At 67.8% G+C, this 23,944-nt stretch carries 23 protein-coding genes; 14 read left to right on the top strand and 9 right to left on the bottom strand.

Annotation, left to right across the window (positions count from 1 at the left end; genetic code table 11):
• Positions 1–6: 6 nt before the first annotated feature.
• A complete protein-coding gene (locus tag A3ES_RS0101095) occupies positions 7–834 on the top strand; it encodes an undecaprenyl-diphosphate phosphatase (RefSeq protein ID WP_020384919.1) in 828 nt (275 codons plus the stop codon).
• 560 nt (positions 835–1,394) lie between these two features.
• Here the strand turns inward: A3ES_RS0101095 and A3ES_RS0101090 are convergent.
• From A3ES_RS0101090 to corA, 3 genes are read right to left on the bottom strand one after another with little or no spacing between them, the layout of a single operon-like run.
• Complete coding sequence (locus A3ES_RS0101090) at positions 1,395–2,462, bottom strand: hypothetical protein (RefSeq protein ID WP_020384918.1); 1,068 nt, start codon at positions 2,460–2,462, stop codon at positions 1,395–1,397.
• A complete protein-coding gene (locus A3ES_RS0101085) occupies positions 2,459–3,049 on the bottom strand; it encodes an RNA polymerase sigma factor (RefSeq protein ID WP_051084593.1) in 591 nt (196 codons plus the stop codon). Before A3ES_RS0101085 ends, A3ES_RS0101090 begins: the two co-directional genes overlap by 4 nt.
• A 58-nt stretch (positions 3,050–3,107) precedes the next feature.
• Positions 3,108–4,082, bottom strand: coding sequence for a magnesium/cobalt transporter CorA (corA, locus tag A3ES_RS0101080; RefSeq protein ID WP_026162455.1), 975 nt, complete (start codon positions 4,080–4,082; stop codon positions 3,108–3,110).
• Positions 4,083–4,225: 143 nt separating this feature from the next.
• Here corA and A3ES_RS0101075 point away from each other — a divergent pair, with 143 nt between their 5' ends.
• The 3 genes from A3ES_RS0101075 to A3ES_RS0101065 all read left to right on the top strand — a co-directional run bounded on the left by A3ES_RS0101075 (position 4,226) and on the right by A3ES_RS0101065 (position 6,480).
• On the top strand, positions 4,226–4,936 hold the full coding sequence (locus A3ES_RS0101075) for a histidine phosphatase family protein (protein WP_020384915.1): 711 nt from the start codon (positions 4,226–4,228) through the stop codon (positions 4,934–4,936).
• Positions 4,937–5,116: 180 nt separating this feature from the next.
• A complete protein-coding gene (locus A3ES_RS0101070; protein ID WP_020384914.1) occupies positions 5,117–5,692 on the top strand; it encodes a DUF3090 domain-containing protein in 576 nt (191 codons plus the stop codon).
• Positions 5,689–6,480, top strand: coding sequence for an SCO1664 family protein (locus tag A3ES_RS0101065; RefSeq protein ID WP_020384913.1), 792 nt, complete (start codon positions 5,689–5,691; stop codon positions 6,478–6,480). The genes A3ES_RS0101070 and A3ES_RS0101065 overlap by 4 nt, the downstream gene beginning before the upstream one ends.
• An 11-nt stretch (positions 6,481–6,491) precedes the next feature.
• Here A3ES_RS0101065 and A3ES_RS0101060 read toward each other — a convergent pair whose 3' ends face one another.
• Positions 6,492–7,364 carry an AraC family transcriptional regulator gene (locus tag A3ES_RS0101060; RefSeq protein ID WP_020384912.1) on the bottom strand — a complete coding sequence of 291 codons (873 nt, stop codon included), beginning with the start codon at positions 7,362–7,364 and terminating at the stop codon, positions 6,492–6,494.
• Positions 7,365–7,454: 90 nt separating this feature from the next.
• Between A3ES_RS0101060 and A3ES_RS0101055 the strand changes: the two genes are divergently transcribed.
• Complete coding sequence (locus A3ES_RS0101055) at positions 7,455–8,270, top strand: NmrA family NAD(P)-binding protein (RefSeq protein WP_051084592.1); 816 nt, start codon at positions 7,455–7,457, stop codon at positions 8,268–8,270.
• Between the two features lie 77 nt (positions 8,271–8,347).
• Positions 8,348–9,568 carry a cysteine--1-D-myo-inosityl 2-amino-2-deoxy-alpha-D-glucopyranoside ligase gene (gene mshC / locus A3ES_RS0101050; protein WP_020384910.1) on the top strand — a complete coding sequence of 407 codons (1,221 nt, stop codon included), beginning with the start codon at positions 8,348–8,350 and terminating at the stop codon, positions 9,566–9,568.
• A gap of 276 nt (positions 9,569–9,844) precedes the next feature.
• On the opposite strand, the gene A3ES_RS0101045 is transcribed toward mshC, so the two are convergent.
• The 3 genes from A3ES_RS0101045 to A3ES_RS0101035 are packed head-to-tail and all read right to left on the bottom strand — an operon-like array spanning position 9,845 to position 12,400.
• A complete protein-coding gene (locus A3ES_RS0101045; RefSeq protein ID WP_020384909.1) occupies positions 9,845–10,738 on the bottom strand; it encodes a hypothetical protein in 894 nt (297 codons plus the stop codon).
• A gap of 28 nt (positions 10,739–10,766) precedes the next feature.
• Positions 10,767–11,549 carry a L,D-transpeptidase gene (locus A3ES_RS0101040; RefSeq protein ID WP_020384908.1) on the bottom strand — a complete coding sequence of 261 codons (783 nt, stop codon included), beginning with the start codon at positions 11,547–11,549 and terminating at the stop codon, positions 10,767–10,769.
• Positions 11,550–11,554: 5 nt separating this feature from the next.
• Positions 11,555–12,400: a PAC2 family protein gene (locus tag A3ES_RS0101035; protein ID WP_020384907.1), complete on the bottom strand. Its 846-nt coding sequence runs from the start codon at positions 12,398–12,400 to the stop codon at positions 11,555–11,557.
• Between the two features lie 132 nt (positions 12,401–12,532).
• Between A3ES_RS0101035 and A3ES_RS0101030 the strand changes: the two genes are divergently transcribed.
• The 7 genes from A3ES_RS0101030 to A3ES_RS0101000 all read left to right on the top strand — a co-directional run bounded on the left by A3ES_RS0101030 (position 12,533) and on the right by A3ES_RS0101000 (position 21,080).
• Complete coding sequence (locus A3ES_RS0101030; protein WP_020384906.1) at positions 12,533–13,183, top strand: HAD family hydrolase; 651 nt, start codon at positions 12,533–12,535, stop codon at positions 13,181–13,183.
• 50 nt (positions 13,184–13,233) lie between these two features.
• Complete coding sequence (locus tag A3ES_RS0101025) at positions 13,234–14,805, top strand: ABC transporter substrate-binding protein (RefSeq protein ID WP_020384905.1); 1,572 nt, start codon at positions 13,234–13,236, stop codon at positions 14,803–14,805.
• A 249-nt stretch (positions 14,806–15,054) separates the two neighbouring features.
• Entirely contained in the window at positions 15,055–16,044 is a 990-nt protein-coding gene (locus A3ES_RS0101020; RefSeq protein ID WP_026162453.1) for an ABC transporter permease, read from the top strand.
• A gap of 50 nt (positions 16,045–16,094) precedes the next feature.
• Positions 16,095–17,855 carry an ABC transporter substrate-binding protein gene (locus tag A3ES_RS0101015; protein ID WP_026162452.1) on the top strand — a complete coding sequence of 587 codons (1,761 nt, stop codon included), beginning with the start codon at positions 16,095–16,097 and terminating at the stop codon, positions 17,853–17,855.
• Positions 17,856–17,957: 102 nt separating this feature from the next.
• Entirely contained in the window at positions 17,958–18,971 is a 1,014-nt protein-coding gene (locus A3ES_RS0101010) for an ABC transporter permease (RefSeq protein ID WP_020384902.1), read from the top strand.
• Positions 18,968–19,996: an ABC transporter ATP-binding protein gene (locus A3ES_RS0101005; RefSeq protein WP_020384901.1), complete on the top strand. Its 1,029-nt coding sequence runs from the start codon at positions 18,968–18,970 to the stop codon at positions 19,994–19,996. The genes A3ES_RS0101010 and A3ES_RS0101005 overlap by 4 nt, the downstream gene beginning before the upstream one ends.
• Before the next feature lie 13 nt (positions 19,997–20,009).
• On the top strand, positions 20,010–21,080 hold the full coding sequence (locus tag A3ES_RS0101000) for a dipeptide ABC transporter ATP-binding protein (protein ID WP_020384900.1): 1,071 nt from the start codon (positions 20,010–20,012) through the stop codon (positions 21,078–21,080).
• A gap of 59 nt (positions 21,081–21,139) precedes the next feature.
• Here A3ES_RS0101000 and A3ES_RS0100995 read toward each other — a convergent pair whose 3' ends face one another.
• Positions 21,140–22,342, bottom strand: coding sequence for a hypothetical protein (locus A3ES_RS0100995; RefSeq protein ID WP_020384899.1), 1,203 nt, complete (start codon positions 22,340–22,342; stop codon positions 21,140–21,142).
• On the bottom strand, positions 22,339–22,863 hold the full coding sequence (locus A3ES_RS0100990) for a SigE family RNA polymerase sigma factor (RefSeq protein WP_020384898.1): 525 nt from the start codon (positions 22,861–22,863) through the stop codon (positions 22,339–22,341). Before A3ES_RS0100990 ends, A3ES_RS0100995 begins: the two co-directional genes overlap by 4 nt.
• 232 nt (positions 22,864–23,095) lie before the next feature.
• On the opposite strand from A3ES_RS0100990, the gene A3ES_RS0100985 reads away from it, so the two are divergent.
• Positions 23,096–23,941 carry an MIP/aquaporin family protein gene (locus A3ES_RS0100985; protein ID WP_020384897.1) on the top strand — a complete coding sequence of 282 codons (846 nt, stop codon included), beginning with the start codon at positions 23,096–23,098 and terminating at the stop codon, positions 23,939–23,941.
• The last annotated feature ends 3 nt before the right edge of the window (positions 23,942–23,944 follow it).

Raw genomic sequence — 23,944 nt, 5'->3', positions numbered from 1 at the left:
GCCCCGATGACGATCTGGGACGCCATCATCCTCGGCATCGTCGAGGGTCTGACCGAATTCCTGCCCGTGTCCAGCACGGGCCACCTGACCATCGTCTCCAAGATGCTCGGCCAGAAGATCGACGAGCCGGCCGTCACCGCGTTCACCGCGGTGATCCAGTTCGGCGCGATCGCGGCCGTGGTGCTGTTCATGTGGAAGGACATCAGCCGGTACGCCGTCGCCTGGTTCCGCGGGCTGCGCAACCCCGAGTTCCGCGGCGACTTCGACCACCGGATGGGCTGGTTCGTGATCGTCGGCTCGTTGCCGATCTGCGTGGTCGGCTACCTGGCCAGGGACATCATCTCCGGCCCGCTGCGCAGCATGTGGTGGGTCGCGGCGTCGCTGATCGGCTGGTCGTTCTTCATGGTCGCCGCCGAGCGGCTGGGCAGCAAAGCCCGGCCGCTGACCAGGATCACGCTGATCGACGCGATCGTGATGGGCATCATCCAGTGCCTGGCGCTGATCCCCGGCGTCTCCCGCTCCGGCGCCACCATCACCGCGGGCCTGTTCTGTGGCCTGGACCGGGTCGCCGCCACCAAGATGGCGTTCCTGCTCGGCATCCCGGCGCTCGTCGGCGCCGCCGTGTTCGAGCTGAAGGAAGCGCTCAACGGTCACATCGGCGTCGTGCCGGTGCTGGTCGGCACGGTGGTCAGCTTCATCGTCGGCTATGCGTCGGTGGCCTGGCTGATCCGCTTCGTCGCCAAGCACTCGACCGAGATCTTCGCCTTCTACCGGGTGCTGCTCGGCGTGGTGATCCTGATCCTGCTGGCGACCAGCACCATCACGGCGACCTGAGCCCCAAAGCCTGTTCGAAGCGGCCTTAATCGACCACTAGTCCGAAGGGGCGCCATCGGTAGCAGAACCCGCTATCGGCCCCCGCAACCCGGCGTACCTGGATGCGTGGTGAGTGGCTGCGCCCAGTGGTGTACGAGGTTGGGGAGGGTTGTCGCCGGACTTGGAGAGGGTTTTGCCCCCGGTCCGGGACATTTTCCTCCTCAACCGGCCAGAGGTGATCGACCTGGGGCACGGGCCGGGCGCCCTGGGGGCGGGTCTGGGTCGTCCAGGCATACCTATCTCCGGTCAGCAAACGCTTACCCCGGCGTGTCGGGGGATCGGAACAGGGGCATGCGCGCGCAGGCGTCCGCGCGCTCGGCACGGCGGCCGTATGGTCGAGCACCCGAGCAACTGATTCCGCGCCCTGCCGGCGGTCGGCCACGGCGAGGCACACAGACCGCAGTGCCGGTGACGGCGAAGACGACTCCCCTCCCCGAAACCGCTTGACCTACTGGCTTTGGAGCTAGCGCGGCGCAGCGCAGTGCCGGGCTCTCCCTTGGTAGGAGAGCCCGGCAGGGTTGTTACTTGCAGACGCTGAGGCGGAGCTCCGGGTGCAGCGGCTTGCCCGTGGCCATGGCGTCGGCGATCTCCCAGATCCCCTCCGGCCACGCGCCGCGCTTCTGCATCTCCAGCAGCACCTTCCACGACCTGCTGCCGGCCATCGTGGTGACGGCGGTCTTCACACCGGCCGCGTCACCGGCTGCCTTCGCCTTCTCCCACTCCTTGACCCACGCGCACGTCACGGCGCCGGTCACCTTGGCGCCCAGTTCGTACCGGTCGGACAGTCCGCCCCCCTGCAGTGGCTTGGGGTCGAAGCCGGCCGGAACCGTGATGTCGGCCAGCATCTCGGTGACCACCTTCGCGGTGTCGGTCGGCTTCACCGCCGAGCCGGGCAGGGCGTCGAGCCAGGTGTTCACGTCCACCGGCTTGAGCGCCACCAGCAGCTCGCGATACGCCTGCTCCGAGCCGGTGTCGGTGCGGATCTCCAGGAAGTTCACACCCCTGACCGGCAGGACGGTGGTGTAGGTGTGGGCGACGTTGGCGCCCCTGCCGTTCTCGCTGACGAACAGCGTGCCGTGCTGCCCGAGAAACTCGATCGGTTGCTTGACGCTGTTGTCACCACGGTCGTCGGCGAAGTCGTTGTACAGCTCCGCCGGACGCCAGTGCACCGACAGCGACTGTTTGCCGTTGCTGAGGTGCATCTCGCCGGCTTCCTTGGTGAACTGGCCGATCCCGATGACCTTCCAGCCGGGCTTGTCGAGCAGCAGCCTCGGGTTCGCTTCGGCGACCGCCACCACCTCGGCCGCGTACGCCGAGGACGGTGCGGCGGGGTTCCCCTTCGGGAAGAGGGCGCCGCTGATGCCGACCCCGGCCGCGATCACGGCGGCCGCCGCGGCGACGAGGATCCTGCGCCTGCGTCTGGTCCGCTGCGGCAACTGCGGGGGAATCGAAGGTGGGGCGGAAACGGGTGCGGTAATGATGTCCTCCAGCAGGTCGGACTCGGCGCCGGCCACCGGCAGTTGCCGGACGGTGTCGGTGCCGAACGGGTTGGCCTGCGCGATCAGACGGTCGAGCTCCTGGTCGTTCATCGCTCCTCCTGAACTGACTGCGCTTGCTTGTCATCCCGTCCATGTCCACGATCCGCGAAAGCGTCTCCGAGCAACTTCCTCAACCTGCCTCTGGCCCGATGCAGCCTGGTCCGGACCGTGCGAGCCGGTACGCCGAGGACGACGGCCGCCTCGCCCGGATCCAGCCCCTCCCAGGTCGTCAGCATGATCAGCTCCCGATCGTCCTCGCCGAGCCGGGCGATCGCGGCTCGCAGTACGGCGCCGGACTCCACCGCGTCGGCGGGGTCGGGCACCACTTGGTCGAGCTCGTAGCGCAGCCGTTCGCCGAGTCGCTCGCGACGGATCAGGCCGCGGCGGTGGTTCGCGAGAACCCGGCGGGCGACGCCGTACAGCCAGAGCCTGGCAGTGCCGTCGGCCGGTACTTCGCCGAGCCGCCGCCAGGCCACCAGCATGGTCTCGCCGACCACGTCGGCCGCGTCGTCGGGCGACCGGGTCCGGCGCAGGGCATAGCCGAGCAGCTCGCGCACGTGGCTCTCGAAGAGCGTGCGGAACCTTTCCTCGTCCTCGCCCCGCACCGCTCGCAGTACGGGCCCAGAGATAGTGGTCATAACTGGCCCATGTCCACCAGGATGCGGGGCGTTACAGGTCAACCTCCGGTACTGCGAACTAGAGCCAGCCCGCCTTGCGGAAGCCGGCGTACATCGAGCCGCAGGTGACGAACATCAGCGCGAGGACGGCGAAGTAGCCGTAGTACCAGCGCAGCTCGGGCATGTGGTCGAAGTTCATCCCGTAGACGCCGGCGATCATCGTCGGGGCGGCGGCGATGGCCACCCATGCCGAGATCCGCCGGAGATCGTCGTTCTGCTGGACCGAGACGCGGGCCAGGTGGGCGTTCAGCGCCGAGCTGAGCAGCGTGTCGAGCGCGTCCGTCTGGTCCGAGACGCGGATGACGTGGTCGGCGACGTCGCGGAAGAACGGCGCGGAGTCCTGGCTGATCCCCGGTACGCCGCCGTGCGCGAACGCCTCGATCGGTTCGCGCAGCGGGCCGATCGCCCGGCGCATCTCCAGCACCTCGCGCTTCAGGGTGTAGATCCGCGCCGCGTCGCTGGTGCGTTCATGGGAGAAGACCGACGTCTCCACCTCGTCGACGTCCACCTCGACGGCCTCGGCGACCGCCTCGTAGCCGTCCACGACGGAGTCGCAGATCGCCCAGAGCACCGCGGCCGGGCCGTGGCCGAGCACCGAGGCACGCTCCTCGAGCTCCTTGCGCGCGGTGGTCAGCGGGGCGCCCTCGCCGTGCCGGACGGTGACGACGTACCGGCGGCCGACGAAGACGCTGACCTGGCCGGTCTCGACGGCGTCCTCGGCGTCGACGTACCAGAGGGTGCGCAGGACCATCACGATCGAGTCGTCGTAGCGCTCGACCTTGGGCCGCTGATGGGGTGAGAGCGCGTCCTCGACGGCCAGCGGGTGCAGGTCGAAGAGCCGCTGGACGCGGGCCAGTTCGGCCTCGGTCGGCTCGTACAGCCCGACCCAGCCGAACGCCTCGCCGTCGTCGCCGATCGCCTGCGCCACCGTCTCGGGGTCCTTGGGCAGGTCATGGCGTTCGCCCTCGGAATAGACCCCGCAATCCACGATCACGGTCACATCATGGCAACTCTGCTGATCATTCGCCCCTTTTTGCCCCTCTGTGGACACAGCCCCGGAGTTGTGGGGGGAGCGGCGAGGGGCAAAAAGGGGCGAATGATCAGGGGGAGCTTGCCCGACCGGATAACGTGCGGTTTATGCCCACGGTGATTCTGGTCCGGCACGGACGCAGCAGTGCCAACACGTCCGGCGTACTGGCCGGGCGGACGCCAGGGGTCAAGCTCGACGACGCCGGCGTACAGCAGGCCGCCGCGGTGGGGGAGCGGCTCGCGGAGCTGCCGCTGGCCGCGATCGTCACTTCGCCGCTGGACCGCTGCAAGCAGACCGCGGCGGCGATCGCGAAACATCACCCGGCGTTGCGTCCGGCAACGGATCGGCGACTGACCGAGTGCGGGTACGGCGACTGGACCGGGCAGAAGATCAGCACGCTGGCCAAGGACCCGATGTGGGCGGTGGTCCAGCAGCACCCGTCCGGCGTCACGTTCCCGAACGGCGAGTCGATGCGCGGGATGCAGCAGCGCGCGGTGGACGCGATCCGGGCGCACGACGCGGAGCTGGCGCGCACGCACGGCGACGGCGCGCTCTGGGTGGCCGTGTCGCACGGTGACGTGATCAAGGCGATCGTCGCGGACGCGCTCGGTCAGCACCTGGACGCGTTCCAGCGGATCGTCGTCGACACCGCCTCCACCACGATCATCAGCTACACCAAGACCAGGCCGTTCCTGGTCCGGCTGAACGACTCCGGCAGCGAGCTCGCCTCGCTCATCCCCAAGCCTCCGGCGAAGGCCAAAGGCCGCGCCCGGAAGTCCGCAGTGCAGTCCTCCGACGCAGTGGTCGGCGGACGGTAACGAGAACATGCCCGGTAGCCCCCTGCGTGCTGCGCGGCACTCGGCACGGCATCTCGCCGCACTGGAGCAAAGGCCACGATGGAAAAACATCGAGGCCTTCACTCCAGCACGCCGAGCTACCGCACCGAGTACCTGCTCGCGACTGCAGGGGACTACCGGGCATGTTCTAGGGTTTCCGACATGGCGCGCGTAGTGCATTCGTATGACGATCCTGATCGGTTCGTCGCCGGCACCGTCGGTGAACCCGGTGCCCGGACCTTTTTCCTGCAGGCCAGGGCGGGTAACCGGCTGACCTCGGTGGCCTGTGAGAAGGAACAGGTGATGGCGCTCGCGGAGCGGCTCGACGTGATGCTGGACGAGGTCGCGCGGCGGTTCGACCGGGAGCCGGCCGGGCCGGCCGGGGTGGACGACACCGACCCGCTGGAGCAGCCGATCGAGGAGGAGTTCCGGGCCGGCACCATGACGCTGGCCTGGGAGGCCGACGCCGAGAAGGTGGTGATCGAGGTGTTCGCCGTCGTCGCCGGCGAACAGGCCGAGCTCGAGGAGACCGATCCCGTCACGGCGGCGCTGGAGTCCGAGGACGCCGAGGTGTTCATCGTCCGGATCAGCGAAGAGCAGGCCCGCGCGTTCGCTCGCCGGGCCGTCGCGCTGGTCGCGTCCGGCCGGCCGAGCTGCCCGTTCTGCGGCCGCCCGATCGACCCGGAGGGGCACATCTGCCCGCGCGCCAACGGCTACCGCAGGCACGTCCGCGAATGATCGATCTGGACCTGCTCGCGCGCGGTGAGCTGTCCCTGCTCGGCCGGCTGATGGCCGCGTCCAACGGCACGTTCCAGGGCGCGGTCAGCCTCGAGGGCGAGTCGGCGACCGTCGTCTACAAGCCGATCGAGGGCGAGCGGCCGCTGTGGGACTTCCCGGACGGCACGCTGGCTCAGCGCGAGTACGCCGCGTACGTCGTCTCGGAGGCGCTCGGCTGGAACCTGGTACCGCCGACGCTGCTTCGGGACGGGCCGCTCGGTGTCGGCATGGTCCAGCTCTGGATCGACGAGGCGGAGCTGCCGCCGGGTAAGACCGAGCTGGTCGACATCGTCCCGCAGGGCCGGGTGCCGAAGGGGTGGGTCGGCGTACTGGATGCTCTCGACGGGCGGCACAACCCGGTGACGCTGGTGCATGCGGACAACGCCGCGCTGCAGCGGATGGCGGTGTTCGATGCCGTGGTCAACAATGCCGACCGCAAGGGCGGGCATGTGCTCAATCCGGGCGACGGGCGGGTGTTCGGGGTTGACCATGGCGTCACCTTCAACGCCGACGACAAGCTGCGCACGGTGTTGTGGGGCTGGGCCGGTGAGGCGGTACCTGACGAGCTGCTCGAGGATGTCAGGAAGCTCGCGGATGGTCTCGCCGGGCAGCTCGGCAGCGAGTTGTGCGAGCTGATCACCGCCATCGAGCTGACCGCGACCCGCGAGCGGTGTGCGTCGATCCTGAAGACGGGCACCTTCCCGCTGCCGAGCGAGGACTGGCCGGCGATCCCCTGGCCGGCCTTCTAGACCGCGGGCGTCTAGACCCCCGCGGGCTGGCTGAGGTTGCTGGGGCTGATGCCGCGTTCGCGTTTGAAGGCGGCGCTGAAGCTGAAGGCGTCGGCGTACCCGATCCGGCGGGCGACCGCGCCGACCGACGAGCCCGGCTCGGCGAGCAGGTCGGCGGCCAGGGTCATCCGCAGATCGGTGAGATAGCCGAGAGGGCTTTCGCCGGTGAGCTCGGTGAAGCGCCTGGCCAGCGTGGTTCGGGAGACGCTGGCGACCTCGGCGAGTGAGGCGAGGGTCCACGGATCGGCAGGGGAGTGGTGCATCGCTTGCAGGACCGGGCCGATCACCTCGTCGCTGAGAGCGGTGTGCCAGCGGGGCGAGTTGAGGTCGAACCAGTCGCGCAGCGTGCAGACCATCAGCCAGTCCATCAGCCGGTCGAGGCTGACCTGCCGGCCGAGCCTGCCGACTGCGAGGGCGCCCTCGATGTACGCGCGCAGCGGTGAGCAGTCCAGGTCCTCGGCGACGACCATCACCGCAGGGAGCCCGCGGACAAGGCGTCGTGGCATCTCCTGGCGGACGTAGTAGGCGCCGGCGAGCAGCACAGTGCCGCCTGGGTGGTCGGCGCCTACAGTGCCGTCACACCTGACGTCGACCGGCTCGGCCGTCGTGTCGAGACTCGTGGTGAAGACGAACGGCTCGGGGCCGCGGACGATCGCGGTGTCGCCGGGCTTGAGGTGCACGGTCTCTCCGTTGACGAGCAGCCAGCCCTCGCCGCGCAACGGGGCGCAGAGGGTCAGCGCGGCGCCGTCGGTGAAGCGGAGCGCGGAGTCGGCGGACAGCGCCGGCGTACCGAGCACGGAGCCGTTCGCGCGGACGGCGTACAGAAGCTCGTCGAGGGGATCCATGGGTCCCAAAGTAGACGGTGGGACGGACACACAGGTGGTCGGCGATCTCGCGCATGGCTCTGCGGGGCGCCGGACGGTTGGCTGATGGGTATGACGATTCTGGTGCTTGGAGCAACGGGGAAGACAGGCCGGCGGGTAGTCCGGCAATTAAGGGCCGATGGCAACGAAGTACGGGCGGCGTCGCGATCGGGTGAGGTGCGGTTCGACTGGACCGATCCGCAGACGTGGGCCGGCGTGGTGGACGGGGCGAAGGCGGTCTATCTGATCGCGCCGGATGATCCGGAGCCGATCGAGGCATTTGTGACGCAGGCGGTGCGGGCCGGCGTCGAGCGGTTCGTGGTGTTGTCCGGGCGCGGGATCGACCACGCGGAGGGGCGATTCGGGCCTGGAATGGTGGAGGCCGAGCGGGCGGTGGCGGCCTCCGGGGTCGGCTGGACGGTACTGCGGGCAAACAACTTCAACCAGAACTTCACCGAAGATCTGTGGCATGAACCCCTGCTGGCCGGGCGGCTGGCGCTGCCGATGGGCGCGGTGGGAGAGTCGTTCGTCGACGTGCACGACATCGCCGAGGTGGCTGCTCTGACGCTCACCGGGGACGGGCACTTCGGGCAGGTGTACGAGCTGTCCGGGCCGGAGTCGCTCACGTTCGCCGAGGCCGTCCGGGTGATCTCGAAGGTGAGCGGGAGGACGATCGAGTACGTCGAACTGTCGCCGGCCGAGTACCAGGCAGAGGTGCTTGCCGAGGGGTATCCGGCGGAGGTCGCGGAACTGTTGGGCGTGATGTTCGAGTTGATGCGCGCGGGGAACCTGACAGCGCCCACCGACACGGTGGAGAAGCTCCTCGGGCGGCCGGCGACCACGTTCGCCGAGTACGCCGTACAGGCTTGGAGTGGCACTAGCGCATAAAAGCCGGGAGCGCGCGCTGGATCGGAGAGTGGAACCGCGTCGTGGCGCGAATTCGCTGACTGGATAGGCTCCATCCCATGCAGGCGTGGACGAAACCAGAAATCCCGGTCGTACCCGGGCCGTCCCGGCGTCTTCGCCTCTACGACACCGCTTCGGCGGGGCCGGTCGAGGTGCCGCCCGGCGGCGACGGCCCGGCCCGGATGTACGTCTGCGGGATCACGCCGTACGACGCGACCCACATGGGGCACGCCGCGACGTACGTCACGTTCGACCTGATCAACCGGCTCTGGCTGGACGCCGGGTACGACGTGGCGTACACGCAGAACATCACCGACGTGGACGACCCGCTGCTCGAGCGTGCGACCGCGACCGGCGTCGACTGGACTGATCTGGCGCAGGCCGAGATCCAGCTGTTCCGCGACGACATGACCGCGCTGCGGGTGGTTCCGCCGCAGAACTACGTCGGCGTGGTGGAGTCGATCGAGCTCGTCACGAGGTCGATCGAGGACTTGCAGCGGGCCGGCGCGGTGTACTCCGTCGACGGCGACCTGTACTTCGCTGTGAAGGCGGATCCGGCGTTCGGTGGCGTGTCCGGGTACGACGTGGAAACGATGCGGGCGCTCTTCGCTGAGCGAGGTGGCGACCCGGATCGCGAGGGCAAGCGCGACCCGTTGGACAGCCTGCTCTGGCGTGCTGAGCGGCCGGGGGAGCCGGCCTGGGACTCGCCGTTCGGGCGGGGGCGTCCGGGGTGGCACGTGGAGTGCTCGGCGATCGCGCTGGAGCATCTCGGGATGGGGTTCGACGTTCAGGGCGGTGGGAGTGATCTGATCTTCCCGCATCACGAGATGTCGGCCAGTGGGGCGCAGGTGGCGACGGGAGAGCACCCGTTCGCGCGGGCGTACGTGCACCAGGCGATGGTCGGGCTGGACGGCGAGAAGATGTCGAAGTCCAAGGGCAACCTGGTGCTCGTCTCGAAGGAGCGCAAGGGCGGCTCGGATCCGATGGCGATCCGGCTGGCGTTGCTGGCGCATCACTACCGCACCGATTGGTTCTGGACGTCGTCCGACCTGCTCGACGCACAGGAGCGGCTGGACGTCTGGCGAGGCGCGATCACCCGGGGGACTGGCCCCGACGGCGCGGCTGCGGTCGACGCGCTGCGTGCCGCACTAACCAACGACCTCGACACCGTGGCGGCACTCGCTGCCGTCGACCTCTGGGCCGAAACCAACGGCGACGACCCCGAGTCCGCCGCACTGGTCGCCCAGGCTGTCGACGCACTGCTCGGGATCAAGCTCTAACCCGTACTGCGAACCGAGCGTGCCGGTGCCGGTGAGCGGGCGCGGACCGCCACCACTACCGAACCCGGAACCGGAGCCGCGACACGCCGCGGGGAAGCGTTTGCTGGCGAGGTTCGACAGTGGCGGCGGTCCGGCCCCTGCCTCGGATCAGCGCTGTCAGCCGGGGCGACTGGGTCAGCCGGTGACCGGGAACCGCCGGGTCAGCCGTGACCGGGAACTCCCGGGTCAGCCGGTGACTGGGAACCGCCGGGTCAGCCGTGACCGGGAACTCCCGGGTCAGCCGGTGACTGGGTGGTGGGTCTTAACCGGGGTGGGGACCGGGGCGGCCGGGGCCTCGTCTGGGGGTGGGACGGGGAGTGTTGTCGTCGGCGTGGTCGGCTTTGGGGTGGGCTTGGCGGCTGGCTTGGCGCAAGTGGCTGAGGCCAGGCGGATTACCTGGGCGCCGCCGCCGAGGTTGATTGTCAGGCCGGTGATGGTGAACGCGCCGTCCGAGTGCTTCGCCTGCTGGTTGACCGTGATGGTGGCCAGCGGCGCCGCCGGGATCGTCGCGCTTTGCTTGACGGTCGGTACTGCGATCCGCTGGCCCAGCAGCGTCAGCGCACCGATGTCGACACCGCCCTGATCGCCGGAGCACCAGACGCTCAGGCCTTCGATGCCGAGCAGCGAACTCGGCGGGGTGAGTAGCAGCTTGCACAGGTCCGGCAGATTCTTGACCGGCAGGTCGATCGTGTTCAGGTCCGGCAGCGGAATGCCGAGCTCGGGCAGCGGGAGATTCGGGATCGGCAACTCGTCGGCGCCGGTGGCCGGAAGGTTCGCGCAGCTCTTCTTCAGGTCGGGCGGGAGCTTTACCTGGCTGAGGATGTCCGGGCCGACGACCACGTCGAAGAGCTCGACCGCGGCGGAGTCGTTCCCGGCGGTCGCAGTACCGGCGCGGACGGACAGCAGCGGGTTCTTCGGCAGTTCGAGGGCGGAGGTGCTTCGCCGTTTGCCGTCGAGCGATTCGGCGTACGGCGTCTTCGCGATCGGGACCTGGCCTTCCGCGCTGACCGCGTACGCCGACGAGGCGCGCGCGGCCGCGTTGCCCACCGGGGCGCTGGCGACCAGCGTGAACGCTACGACACCTGTCACGGCCGTGACCGTCGTGATGGTCGGCACGAGCTGTCGTCGCATCGGAATCCCCACTTTCTGCCGAACCCTGCTACTTGCTGTCGATCAGGACGAGTGTTCCCAGCGGAACCTGCTGCAGACGACCGAGTGCGGTCTTCGGCACCCGGACGCAACCGGCGCTGACGGCTGCCCCGAACACGTCCGGCCTGGGCCAGCCATGAATCGCGACGGTACCAGGCCCACCACCGAACGTGTCGAGAGTAGGACTGTGTGCTCCCAACGGCAGGACGACGGGCGACGCGGACCGCTTGGTGTCGATGATCGAGCCGAGCAAGAAGGTACGCCCGGGCGGGGTCGGCGTCTTCTTCGCGCCGACGCCGGCCTTCCACCGGCCAAGGCTTTTGCCCTGCTGGAACAGCTCGATGGTCCGCGAGCCTGTGTGCACCCTGATCACGTACGACGAGGAGGCGCGCTCCAGGTCCTCGTCGCGCACCCAGCCGGTCGAGCGATTCGGCTTCGACGGCAGCAGCACCCGCAGCCACCCGTCAGCCTGCTCGACCACGGGCAGCCAGGTCGGCCCGAACTGGGTCGGCCCGATCTTGGCGAACGGTTCGGCGTCAGGAGCGGAGTAGAGGGCTGTCTCGGCGCGCGGGTGGACGACCAGCCCATCGGTTCCAGCGAAGGGTTGCGGGTCGAGTGGCGCGGTCGCGACGGTGGTGTGGGTCGACGAACTCGCCAGCGTGCTGAGGTCGACCTCCTCGACGTGCTTGCGGTTGCCGAGCACGCCGACGACCGCGACGGTGCCAAGCAACAGGAGCACGGCCAGTGCTCCGATCGACCCTCCGCCCCGCTCGTCGGCGCGTGTCCTGCGCATACCGGTTACTCCGGGCGGTCGGTATTGCGGCGGCGGAGGTAACGCTCGAACTCGGCGGCGATCGCGTCGCCACTGGCCTCGGGGAGGTCGGTGGTGTCGCGCTGCTCTTCAAGGGACGCCACGTACTCCGCGACCTCCGGGTCCTCTTCGCTCAGCTCGTCCGCGCCGCGCTGCCAGGCACGCGCCAGCTCGGGCAGATCACCCTCGGGCATCGGCAGATCCAGCAGGGCCTCCACCTTGCCGAGCAACGCCAGCGACGCCTTCGGGCACGGAGTACCGGCGATGTAGTGCGGGATCGCGGACCAGATCGACACCGACGGTACGCCGAGAGTTCCGCACAGGTCGGCGAAGACGCCGGTGATCCCGGTCGGGCCTTCGTAGCTCGACGGCTCGAGGCTCCACGAGGCGGTCAGTTCCGGGTCGGACGACGACGCGGAGACCGGGATCGGCCGGGTGTGCGGCGAGTCGGCGAGCAGCGCGCCGAGGACGACGACGAGCTGCGCGTTCGAGTCGTCGACCAGTTCGAGCAGCTCGCGGCAGAAGCCACGCCAGCGCATGTTCGGCTCGATGCCGCGGATCAGCAGCACGTCCCGGTCGGTGTCGTCGGGACGGGCCAGGAAGATCCGGGTGGTCGGCCAGGTGAGCCGCCGGACGCCTTCGTCGTCGAACTCGACCTCGGGGCGCTTCACCTGGTAGTCGTAGTAGTCCTCTGGGTCGATCGCGGTGACGAGCTCGGCGTCCCACTCCTCGATCAGGTGATCGACCGCTCCGGTGGCCGCCTCGGCCGCGTCGTTCCAGCCTTCGAACGCGGCGATTACGACCGGATCCCTCAGGTTCGCGAGATCTACCACTCGCCATCCCCCGTCCTAGTCGTCTGTTGAGCCAATAACCGGAGTGCCAGCCTACGTGTAGAGCGAGGCGAGCGGCTTCGGTTTCACGGCCGGCCGGAAAAGGTGTCGAACGTACTCCGTAGGATGCCGTCCATGACCCTTCAAGCGGTGCTCTGGGACATGGACGGCACGTTGGTGGATTCGGAGCCCGAGTGGGCCCGGGTGCAGATCGGGCTGCTCACCGAACTCGGCGCGATCTGGACCATCGAGGACTGCATGTCCCTGGTCGGCAGCGATCTCGGTGACGCGGTGAAGGTCTGGATGACCCGGATCCCGGCCGGCGCGATCGAGCCGGAGGAGCTCGCCGAGCGGATGTACGGCGAGGTGGTCCGCGCCCTGAAGGAAGGCGTCGCACTGCGTCCCGGCGCGCTCGAGTTGCTGACCGCACTGAGGTCCGCGGGGATTCCGTGCGCGCTGGTCTCCGCGTCGTACCGGGTGATGATCGACGCCGTGTTGTCGCATCTGCCGCCTGATCTCTTCGACGTGATCGTGGCCGGTGACGAGGTCCGCAACGGCAAACCGCACCCGGAGCCGTACCTGACCGCAGCGGCCGAGCTGAGAGTCGATCCCGCCAACTGCATCGTGATCGAGGACTCGCCGACCGGCGCCCAGGCCGGGACCGCGGCGGGCGCGTTTGTCATCGCCGTACCGCAATTGGTGACGATCCCGGCGGCCCCCCGGCGTCTGGTGGCGGAGTCACTGGAACCGCTCACTCCGGATGCGTTGCGCGACTTGCTCCGCTGAGGGGTTACCTTCTTTGGGTGCCTGCGGGGGTGTTCTGGGGGAAGGTTGGAATGGTGACTTTGTTCAAGCGGCGCGCCGCGTGGCTGGCGGCGGCCGGCGTGCTGGCGGGCTCGCTCGCGGCCTGCGGCAAACCTGGTGCCAGCAATCCGAACCAGGAAGGGCCGCCGCCGAAGGAACTGGTCATCAAGGTCGCCACGACCGACACCGTCAGCTCACTCGACCCGGCCGGTCCGTACGAGATCGGCTCCCGCACGCTGCAGGCCAACCTGTACCAGACGCTGCTGACGATGCTGCCCGGCAAGGCGACCCCGGTGCCGGACGCCGCCGACTGCCAGTACGACGCGCCCACGACGTACACCTGCAGTCTGAAAAAGGGACTGACCTTCCCCAACGGGCATGAACTGACGTCATCGGACGTGAAGTTCAGCTTCGACCGGATGCTGCGGCTGAAGACGCCCGGCGGACCGTCGGGTCTGTTCGGTTCGCTCGTCTCGGTGAGTACGCCCGACGAGCTGACCGCGGTCTTCACCCTGAAGAAGCCGGACGCACGGTTGCCCTACCTGCTGACCACCACGGGCGCGTCGATCGTGGACGAAGAGTCCTACCCGGCCGGCAAGCTGCTCAGCGACAACGCGATCGGCAGCGGGCCGTACCAGCTGAAGTCGTACCGGGCGGGATCCGCGGCGGTGCTCGGCAAGTTCAAGGGGTACCGCGGGCCGCGCGCCGCGCAGAACGACACGGTCGAGGTCAGCCTGCTGCCGGATGCCGCGTCGCTGACGGAGGCGCTGACGAGTGGCAAGGCCGATGTCGGGTTCCATGGGTTCGGGCCGGGGACGCTCGACAAACTGCGAGCCGGCGACCAGGTGCAGGTGGTCGACGGGGGATCGGCGGAGATCCGGTTCTTCGCTTTCCACATGCGCTCGATGGTCGCCCGCAAGCCCGCCGTACGACGGGCCGTCGCGCAACTGATCGACCGGCCGGCCATCGCCAAGAAGGCGTACGGCGATCGCGTGTCCCCGCTGTACTCCGTCGTGCCACCCGGGTTCGCCGGGCAGGTGGACGCGTTCCGGACGCAGTACAAGGAGCCGAACAAGACGGCCGCGGCCGCGATCCTGCGGGAAGCCGGCATCGTCTCGCCGGTGACGCTCACGGTCGGCTGGACGCCGTTCCAGTACGGCGCGGGCGCGAAAGCTGAAGTCCTCGAGCTGAAGCGGCAGCTGGAGGCGTCAGGGCTGTTCAAGGTGGTACTGCGGAGTGCGGAGTGGCCGAAGTACCAGCAGCTCGCGCACGCTGGGGTGTACGACCTCTACCAGGCAGGCCTGTTCCCGGAGTACCTGGACAGCGGTGACTATCTGGAGCCGTTCGTGCGTGACGGTGGTGTCTATCAGAACGGCTACCGCAGCTCGGCGGCGAACAAGCTGCTGGACCAGGAGATCGCGGAGCAGAACCAGCTCGAACGCGAAGAGTCACTGAAGAGCCTGCAGAACCTGCTGGCCCAGGATGCCCCGGTCATCCCGTCCTGGCAGGGCCGGTTGACGGTGGTCGCCGGCAAGAGCGTGGAGCGGGTCGAGGAAACGCTGAATCCGCTCTCGTTCGTGTATTTCTCGCCGCTGCGCAAGTAGCGCCCGCCAACCTGTCGGCCGCTCTGTCATGGCCCGTCAGTGTCAGTGACAGCGAGTCGCCAGCGACCCTCGGTAGGTACATGCTGTACTGCGAGTTGTCCCACGATACGGGACGATTTCCTACGCATCACGATCGGGCAACGCGGTACTTTCGGCGTTTGACTCCGGCGAGTAATGAAGGCAGGTTAAGTCGGCAGCTATACCGGATCCGTACCCGGATCCATTGACACAGGCAGGGGAACACATCGCGTGACGACACCACTCGAGGTCGAGCCCGGCAGGGGAGATCCTGAAGCAGTCCTGCAAGGGATGCGGAAGATCGAGGGACGCTCGCTCGGCCAGATCGCGTGGATGCGGCTCAAGCGGGACAAGGTAGCGATCGTCGGCTTCGTCGTGATCGTGCTGCTGATCCTGATGGCGATCCTCGCGCCGCTGATCGTCAAGGCGATCGGCCACCCGCCGAACGAGTTCAACCAGGACCTGATCGACACCCAGGGCGGCACGCTGGCCCCGCTCGGCAGGTTCGGCGGGATGAGCTGGGACCACCCGTTCGGGGTCGAGCCGGTGAACGGTCGCGACCTGATGAGCCGGGTCATCTACGGCTCGCGGATCTCGCTGCTGATCGCGTTCTTCGCGACGCTGCTCTCGGTCACCATCGGCACCGTTATGGGGATCGTGTCCGGCTTCTTCGGCGGCTGGGTCGACGCCCTGATCAGCCGGCTGATGGATGTCTTCCTGGCCTTCCCGCTGCTGGTCTTCGCGATCGCGCTGGCTGGTGTCATCCCGGACGACGCCTTCGGCCTGCAGGGTGACTCACTGCGGATCGTGTTGCTGATCTTCATCATCGGGTTCTTCAACTGGCCCTATATCGGGCGGATCGTGCGCGGGCAGACGATCTCGCTGCGGGAACGCGAATTCGTCGACGCGGCCCGCAGCCTGGGCGCGCGCCGGCCGTACATCCTGTTCACCGAGCTGCTGCCGAACCTGGTGGCGCCGATCCTGGTCTACTCGACGCTGCTGATCCCGACGAACATCCTCTTCGAGGCGGCGCTGTCGTTCCTCGGCGTCGGTGTCCGGGCCCCTACGGCCACCTGGGGCGGCATGTTGTCCGACGCGGTCACCTTCTACACGATGCCGCACTTCATGTTGTGGCCTGGCCTGGCCATCTTCATCACCGTCCTCGCCTTCAACCTGTTCGGCGACGGGCTGCGCGACGCGCTCGATCCGCGATCGCGATGAGTTCGACTTTCACCACCAGCGGTTCTGACAAGAAGGGGTGCACCACCACGATGAGCATCAAACGACTGAGAACGGTAGCCGCATTGTCGGCGGTCGTTGCTCTGGCGCTGTCCGCCTGTGGCGGCGGCGGCGGCAACGACAACGGCACCGCGGCCGGTGGGGCCAAGAACGAGTTCAACGCTGGGCTGGCCGCGGTGGTGAACCCTTCTGACAAGAAGGGTGGAACCATCAAGATGGGGCACTCCGACACCTGGGACAGCCTGGACCCGGGTGAGACCTATTACGGCTACGCCTGGAACTTCGCGCGGTTGTACGGCCGCTCGTTGCTGATGTTCAAGCCGGCTCCTGGCAAGGCGGCCAACGAGGTGGTTCCCGACCTGGCCGAGGGCCTGGGCGTACCCACCGACGGTGGTAAGACCTGGACCTACAAGATCCGCAAGGGCGTCAAGTTCGACGACGGCACCGAGGTCAAGGCCAAGGACGTCAAGTACGCCGTCCTGCGCTCGACCGACAAGGAGACCTTCCCCAACGGTCCGGCCTACTTCGAGGCGTTCCTGAACCTGCCGGCCGGCTACAAGGGCCCGTACAAGTCCAAGGGCGTCAACACGGACTCGGCGATCAGCACCCCGGACGACTACACCATCGTCTTCCACCTGAAGAACGGCTTCGGTGGCTTCGACTACCTGGCCCAGTTGCCCCAGACGATGCCGGTGCCGGAGGCCAAGGACACCGGCGCCAGGTACCGCAACACGATCGTCTCCAGCGGCCCGTACAAGTTCGCGAACCTGCAGCCCGACAAGTCGTTCGAGCTCGTCCGTAATGACAAGTGGGACCAGGCGACCGACCCGAACCGCAAGGCCCTGCCGGACAAGTACCAGGTCTCGCTGAAGGTCAACGCCGATGACATCGACAACCGGGTCATCTCCGGCGACCTGGACATCGACGTCTCGGGTACCGGTGTCCAGCCGGCCTCGTTGAGCAAGGTGCTGACCGACCCTGCGCTGAAGGCCCAGGCGGACAACGCCTCCCTCGCCCGCCTGTGGTACACCTCGATCAACCCGACGGTTCCGCCGTTCAACAACATCGAGTGCCGCAAGGCGATCCAGTACGGCATGAACAAGGCGAGCTACCAGACCGCCTACGGAGGCCCGTTCTCCGGTGGTGACCTGGCGACGACGCTGATGCCGCCGCTGGTTCCCGGCTACGAGAAGTTCGACCTCTACCCGGCCGGCCCGGACAGCAAGGGCGACCAGGCCAAGGCCAAGGAAGCGCTGACCGCGTGCGGCCAGCCCAACGGCTTCACCACCAACATGGCGTACCGCTCCGACCGGCCGCGCGAGAAGGCGACCGCCGAGGCGTTCCAGCAGGCACTCAAGCCGATCGGCATCAACCTGACGCTGAAGGGTTACCCGTCGGGTGACTACTTCTCGCAGTACGCCGGCAACCCGCCGTTCGTCGTCGCGAACAAGATCGGCCTGGCCACCAACGGCTGGGGCGCTGACTGGAACGACGGCTTCGGCTTCCTGTCGCAGATCGTCGACAGCCGGGTCATCCGGCCGACGGGTGGCTCCTCCAACACCAGTGTCCGGATCCCCGACGTCGACAAGATGCTCGACGCCGCGATCGCCGAGACGGACACCGCCAAGCGCGAGAAGCTGTGGGCGCCGATCGACAAGCGCGTGATGGAAGAGGCAGTGATCTACCCGGGTGTCTACGCGAAGAGCCTGCTGCTGCGGCCGAAGAACCTCAGCAACGTGTTCATCAGCGAGGCGTTCAACATGTACGACTACCTGAGCCTGGGTGTGAAGTAGCAGGTCCGCGCTGCCCCGTACAGAAACTCACGTTAGGTAGGTGAAGGCCGCAGGTGTCCGGCCCGGGAGGATCTCCCGGGCCGGACACCGGTGCCAGACACTGTGATCACATACATCATCAGGCGCCTCGTGGCGGCGATCGGGCTACTGGTCATCGTGAGCGCGGTCACCTTCTCGATCTTCTATCTGGTCCCACGCTGGGCCGGCGCTACGCCGGAGACCCTGGCGACCCGGTACGTCGGCCGCGCCGCGACCGAGGACACGGTCAAGCTGACCGCCGAGCGGCTTGGTCTGTACGACCCGATTGCAGTGCAGTACTGGAACTGGGCCAAGGGCGTCGTTGTCGGCGCCGAGTACGACTACGGCGCTGGGGTCGAGCGGTGCCCGGCGCCTTGCCTGGGCTACTCGTTCATCACCAAGCAGCCGGTGTGGCCCGAGCTGCTGGACCGAATACCAGTGACGCTTTCGCTGGCCGCGGGTGCTTCGGTGCTGTGGCTGGCGTTGGGCGTCGCGATCGGAGTGCTGTCCGCGCTGAGACGCGGGTCGATCTTCGACCGGGCGGCGATGACAGTCGCCCTGGCCGGTGTCTCGCTGCCGATCTTCTTCACCGGGCTGATATCCCTGGCTTTCTTCAGTTATCAGCTGGGCTGGACGGTGCCTGGTGGAACCTTCGTGAAGATCACCGACAACCCGATCAAGTGGGCACAGGCACTGACCTTGCCCTGGATCACGCTCGCGTTCCTCTTCTCCGCGCAGTACGCCCGGCTCACTCGGGCCGGCATGCTCGAGACGATGAACGAGGACTTCATCCGGACGGCCCGGGCCAAGGGGCTGCCGGAGCGGACAGTCGTCGTACAGCACGGCCTGCGGGGCGCGCTGACGCCGATCGTCACCATCTTCGGTCTGGACGTCGGCCTGCTGCTCGGTGGCGCCGTGCTGACCGAGAAGACGTTCTCCCTGCCGGGGCTGGGCAAGTATGCGGTCGACGGCATCGTCGCCAACGACCTGCCGAAGATCCTCGGCGTGACGCTGGTCGCCGCGGTGTTCATCGTGCTGGCGAACCTGATCGTCGACCTCCTGTACGCCGTCGTCGACCCGAGGGTGCGCGCCAAATGACCGAACCGAACTCCTTCCTCGAGGTCCGCGACCTGCGCACGCACTTCCCGACCGACGACGGTCTGGTCAAGTCCGTCGACGGTCTGTCGTTCTCGCTCGACCGGGGCAAGACGCTCGGTATCGTCGGCGAGTCCGGGTCCGGCAAGAGCGTGACCAGCCTGTCGATCATGGGCCTGCACAAGGGTGGCAGCGCGCGGATCTCCGGCGAAGTACTGCTCGACGGCCAGGATCTGGTCAGCTCGTCGGCCGAAGAGGTCCGGCTGCTGCGCGGCAAGCGGATGGCGATGATCTTCCAGGACCCGCTGTCGGCGATGCACCCGTACTACACGGTCGGCCACCAGATCATCGAGGCCTACCGGGTGCACAACAAGGTCACCAAGGCGGTCGCCAAGAAGCACGCGATCGAGATGCTCGACCGGGTCGGCATCCCGCAGCCGGACAAGCGCGTGGACGCCTACCCGCACCAGTTCTCCGGCGGGATGCGGCAGCGCGCGATGATCGCGATGGCGCTGTCGTGCGACCCCGACCTGCTGATCGCCGACGAGCCGACGACGGCGCTCGACGTCACCGTACAGGCGCAGATCCTGGATCTGATCCGCGATCTGCAGCGCGAGTTCAACTCCGCCGTCATCATCATCACCCACGACCTCGGGGTGGTCGCCGAGCTCGCCGACGACATCCAGGTGATGTACGCCGGCCGGGCGATCGAGTACGGCACGGCCGAGGACATCTTCGACCGGCCGCAGCACCCCTACACCTGGGGTCTGCTGGGCTCGATGCCCCGGATCGACCGGGAGCGGACCGAGCGGCTCATCCCGATCAAGGGCACTCCGCCCAGTCTCATCAACGTCCCGTCGGGGTGCGCGTTCAACCCGCGGTGCAACTACGCCTCCCTGAACGAGGGCGCGAGTGAGACCGAGCGGCCGGAACTTCTGGACATCGGCGCCGGACACAAGGTGGCCTGCCACCTGTCGCCGGGGCAACGCCAGAAGATCTGGGAGACCGACATCAAGCCGAAGCTGTGAACGGACGAGGACTGTGACGACTGCTGATACCGACCCCACCGCCGTTCCCGGCGTCGTCGAGCCCGAGATGGGCGAAGAGCTGCTGTCGGTGACGAATCTGACCAAGCACTTCCCGATCCGGCGCGGCCTGCTGCAGCGCCAGGTCGGCGCCGTCCAGGCCGTCGACGGCCTGGACTTCACGGTGAAGAAGGGCGAGACGTTCTCGCTGGTGGGGGAGTCGGGCTGCGGCAAGACCACCACCGGCCGGCTGCTCACCCGGCTGCTCGAACCGACCGACGGCAAGATCATCTTCGAGGGGCGCGACATCAGCCACCTCGGCGACGGCAAGATGCGGCCGCTGCGGCGCGACGTACAGATGATCTTCCAGGACCCGTACGGTTCGCTGAACCCGCGGCACACCGTCGGCAAGATCGTCGGAGCGCCGTTCAGGCTGCAGAACGTGAAGACCGAGGGCGGCACGAAGAAGGCCGTCCAGGAGCTGCTCGAGCTGGTCGGCCTGAGCCCGGAGCACTACAACCGCTACCCGCACGAGTTCTCCGGCGGCCAGCGGCAGCGCATCGGCATCGCCCGCACCCTCGCGCTCCGGCCGAAGCTGATCGTCGCCGACGAGCCGGTCTCCGCGCTGGACGTGTCGATCCAGGCGCAGGTGGTGAACCTGCTCGAGGACCTGCAGGACGAGTTCGACCTGACCTACGTGATGATCGCCCATGACCTGTCAGTGGTCCGGCACGTCTCGGACCGGGTAGCCGTCATGTACCTGGGCAAGATCGTCGAGATCGCCGACCGGGTCGGCCTGTACGAGACACCGATGCACCCGTACACGCTCGCCCTGTTGTCCGCAGTACCGATCCCGGACACCAAGCGCAGAGGCAAGCAGGAACGCATCCGCCTCCAGGGCGACGTCCCCAGCCCCATCGACCCACCCCCCGCCTGCCGCTTCCACACCCGCTGCTGGAAAGCCCAGGACATCTGCAAAACAGTCGAGCCCCCACTGCTCCAGCTGGCCCCCGGCCACCAGGCGGCTTGCCACTTCCCCGAAAACCAGCCCGGCGGCGAAGCCCCCAAAAAAGCCACCGCCAGCTGAAGCTCAAGCAGTCACAGCGCCCGAAGAACCAGACCAGGTTCTTCGGGCGCTGTTGTTGTTCAGCCGTAGAGCCAGCGGATGGGGGTGCCTATGGGGAGGGTGAAGGGGGCTGTGCGGGGTGGGGTGGTGGTGAAGGTGAGGGTGGAGAAGGCGGGGGTGGTGACTTGGCAGGTCAGGGTATTGGTGGAGCAGGTTAGGAGGTCCACGGGGATGCCGGGGACTGGGTCGATGAGTTGAGGGATGAGGCGGACGCCGGCGGCGGTGAAGGTGTTGTCGGTTAGCCACTGGCTGAAGATCAGGCGGGGGTGGTCGGGGTCATAGAAGGGGAGTTGCTTGCCGGCGGTGGTGTCGAAGAGTTTGAGGTCTGTGGGGGGTGGGGTGATGCGTTGGGGGTCGTTTGCGCCGGTCAGGAGGTACTTGGCGGAGGGGGAGAGGTAGGCCTGCTTGCCGGGGTAGGTGCCTTTGACGTTGTTGCCGGGGAGGTCTTTCAGGGTCAGCAGGGCGGGGCCCGTGGGGTTTTCTGGGTGCGCGTCGAGGAGGTAGCGGTCGGCGGTCAGTGCGCGGATGGCGCGGGGGTCGAGCGGCTCGATGAATGGCTGGCTCTGGCCGGTCTTCAGGTTCCAGCGGTAGACGCCTTTGAGGGTGCCGAAGTAGGCGTCGTCGCCGTCGATGGCGATGACGCGTGGGGCCGTCGCGAGGGACACGTTCGGGGGAACCTTGTTGCCGAGCTCGGTGCGGACGAGTTCGCGGCGGGCCGCGACGTCGTAGACGACCGACTCGTACCGGTCGTTGAAGCCTTCGACCCAGCCGACCAGGTTTCCCCGGGTGGCGGCGGTCAGCTCGCCGAGCTCGCCGGGGCCATCGCCCAGCCGGCGTACTTGCTTGCCATCGGCAAGGAAGATGCCGCCGTCGCCGGTCGTGGTGAAGACGAAGCCGGCGTCGGTCTGGACGAAGGCGTTGAGCTTGTTCGGGGCGATCGAGATGACGTCGCGGCCGTAGTGGATGTCGCTGCCGATCGCATAGGTGGCGCGGCGCTCGGTGAACGGCAGGGCGACGGGTGCCGGGTCAGGCCCAAGCGTCTTGGCCACAGTGAGTCCTGTCGCGAGGACGGCCAGGGTGACCATCGCCGTACCGAGGACCACGACGGCCCGGCGGCGCCGGATCCGGCGGTCGCCGGTACTGATGATCGAGTCGAGGTCGAGTCCAGGCGGCTCGGTGAGGTTGGCGTGCTGGGTCAGGGTGTCTTTCAACAGGTCGGTCACTCCGTCATCCCTGCCTTGTCCATGATCAGGTCCGCGTCGGCGCCGAGCCGGGCGCGGAGTTTCTTGAGGGCGTCGGAGACCTGGCTCTTCACCGTGCCGATCGAGCAACCGAGGATCTCGGCGGTCTGGGCCTCGGTGAGGTCTTCGTAGTACCGGAGCACGACGGCCGCGCGCTGGCGCGGAGGCAGCCGCCGGAGCTCCTCCCACAGCCAGAGTCGTGCGGTGGAGTCCTCGGCGTCGGACGGTTGCTCCGGTACGTCGTCGCGCGGCTGCTCGGCGTGCCAGGACTTCCGGCGCCACCACGTGATCGCGACGTTGGTGATCACCTTGCGGGTGTAGGCCTCCGCATTGGCCGGATCGCGCAGTTTCCGCCAGGCGACGTACGTCTTGGTAAGCGCTTCCTGGACCAGATCGTCGGCCAGACCGCGATCGCCGGCCAGCAGGTAGGCGTACCGGTACAACGCCCCGTGCCTGGCGGTGGCGAACTCCACGAAGGCGCTGGAGTCCTTTCCGTCGGCCATCTGGTCTCCCTCACCTGGTGGTCGGCCTGCTCGTCAACCCTGACGAGGTGGACTTGGCAAAGGGTTGGGTGTCAAAGCCTGAATCTCGATCGTACGAAGCGCCCGAGTGTCGCAACCGGCAGACGGCTGGGCCGCGTTCGACAATGTCGAACGATAGGCGTTGTGCCGCCTCGCTAACGCTCCTAGATTCCAGTTCTCCGTGGTCGTCACGGAGTGGAAGGGAGTTTTCGGAATGGCTACGACAGCTACTGATCCACGGGCGGTCAAGGCGAAGACCCTTCTGGGGGAGTGCTCCGCCGAGCTCGCCGGAACATTCATCCTGATCTTGTTCGGCTGTGGTGTTGTCGCCCAGGTGGTGGCGGCAGGGATCGGAAACCACGACTCCATCGCCTGGGCCTGGGGGCTCGGAGTGACCCTGGGCATCTACACCGCCGGGCGGATGACCGGCGCGCACCTGAATCCGGCGGTGACGATCGCCCTGGCGGCGTTCCGCGGGTTCTCCTGGAAGAAGGTGCTGCCGTACTCGGTGGCACAGTTCCTCGGAGCGTTCCTGGCGGCGCTGGTAGTTCGGTGGAACTACACCGAGGCACTCAACAAGTTCGACCCTGAGCTGGGCATCAAGAGCCAGGGCGTGTTCTCCACCCTGCCGGGCAACGGCAGCATGGATCTCGGCGTCGGTATGTGGGACGGCTTCCGGGACCAGATCATCGGCACCGCGATTCTGATGTTCCTCATTCTCGCGATCGTCGACCTGCGCAACACGTCGCCGGCAGCGAACCTGGCCCCGGTCATCGTCGGCCTGGTGGTGGTCGGCATCGGGATGGCGTGGGGTACCAACGCGGGGTACGCGATCAACCCGGCCCGTGACTTCGGGCCCCGGCTGGCGTCCTTCTTCACCGGCTACGGGGGAGCGTTCAAGGATCAGTTCGGGGATCTGTATTTCTGGGTGCCGATCGTGGCACCGATCATCGGCGCGCTCGTCGGCGCGTTCCTGTACGACCTGCTGGTCGGCCGCAACCTCCCGATCGCGGACGAGGAAGAAGAGCCGGGCAGGATCCCTGAGGAAAAGACCGCATGACAC

Origin of the sequence: Kribbella catacumbae DSM 19601 (assembly GCF_000372465.1) — a bacterium.
Taxonomy (GTDB): Bacteria; Actinomycetota; Actinomycetes; order Propionibacteriales; family Kribbellaceae; genus Kribbella; species Kribbella catacumbae.
The sequence above is the reverse complement of the archived record's forward strand: the minus strand, read 5'-3'. Positions and strand labels throughout refer to the sequence as shown.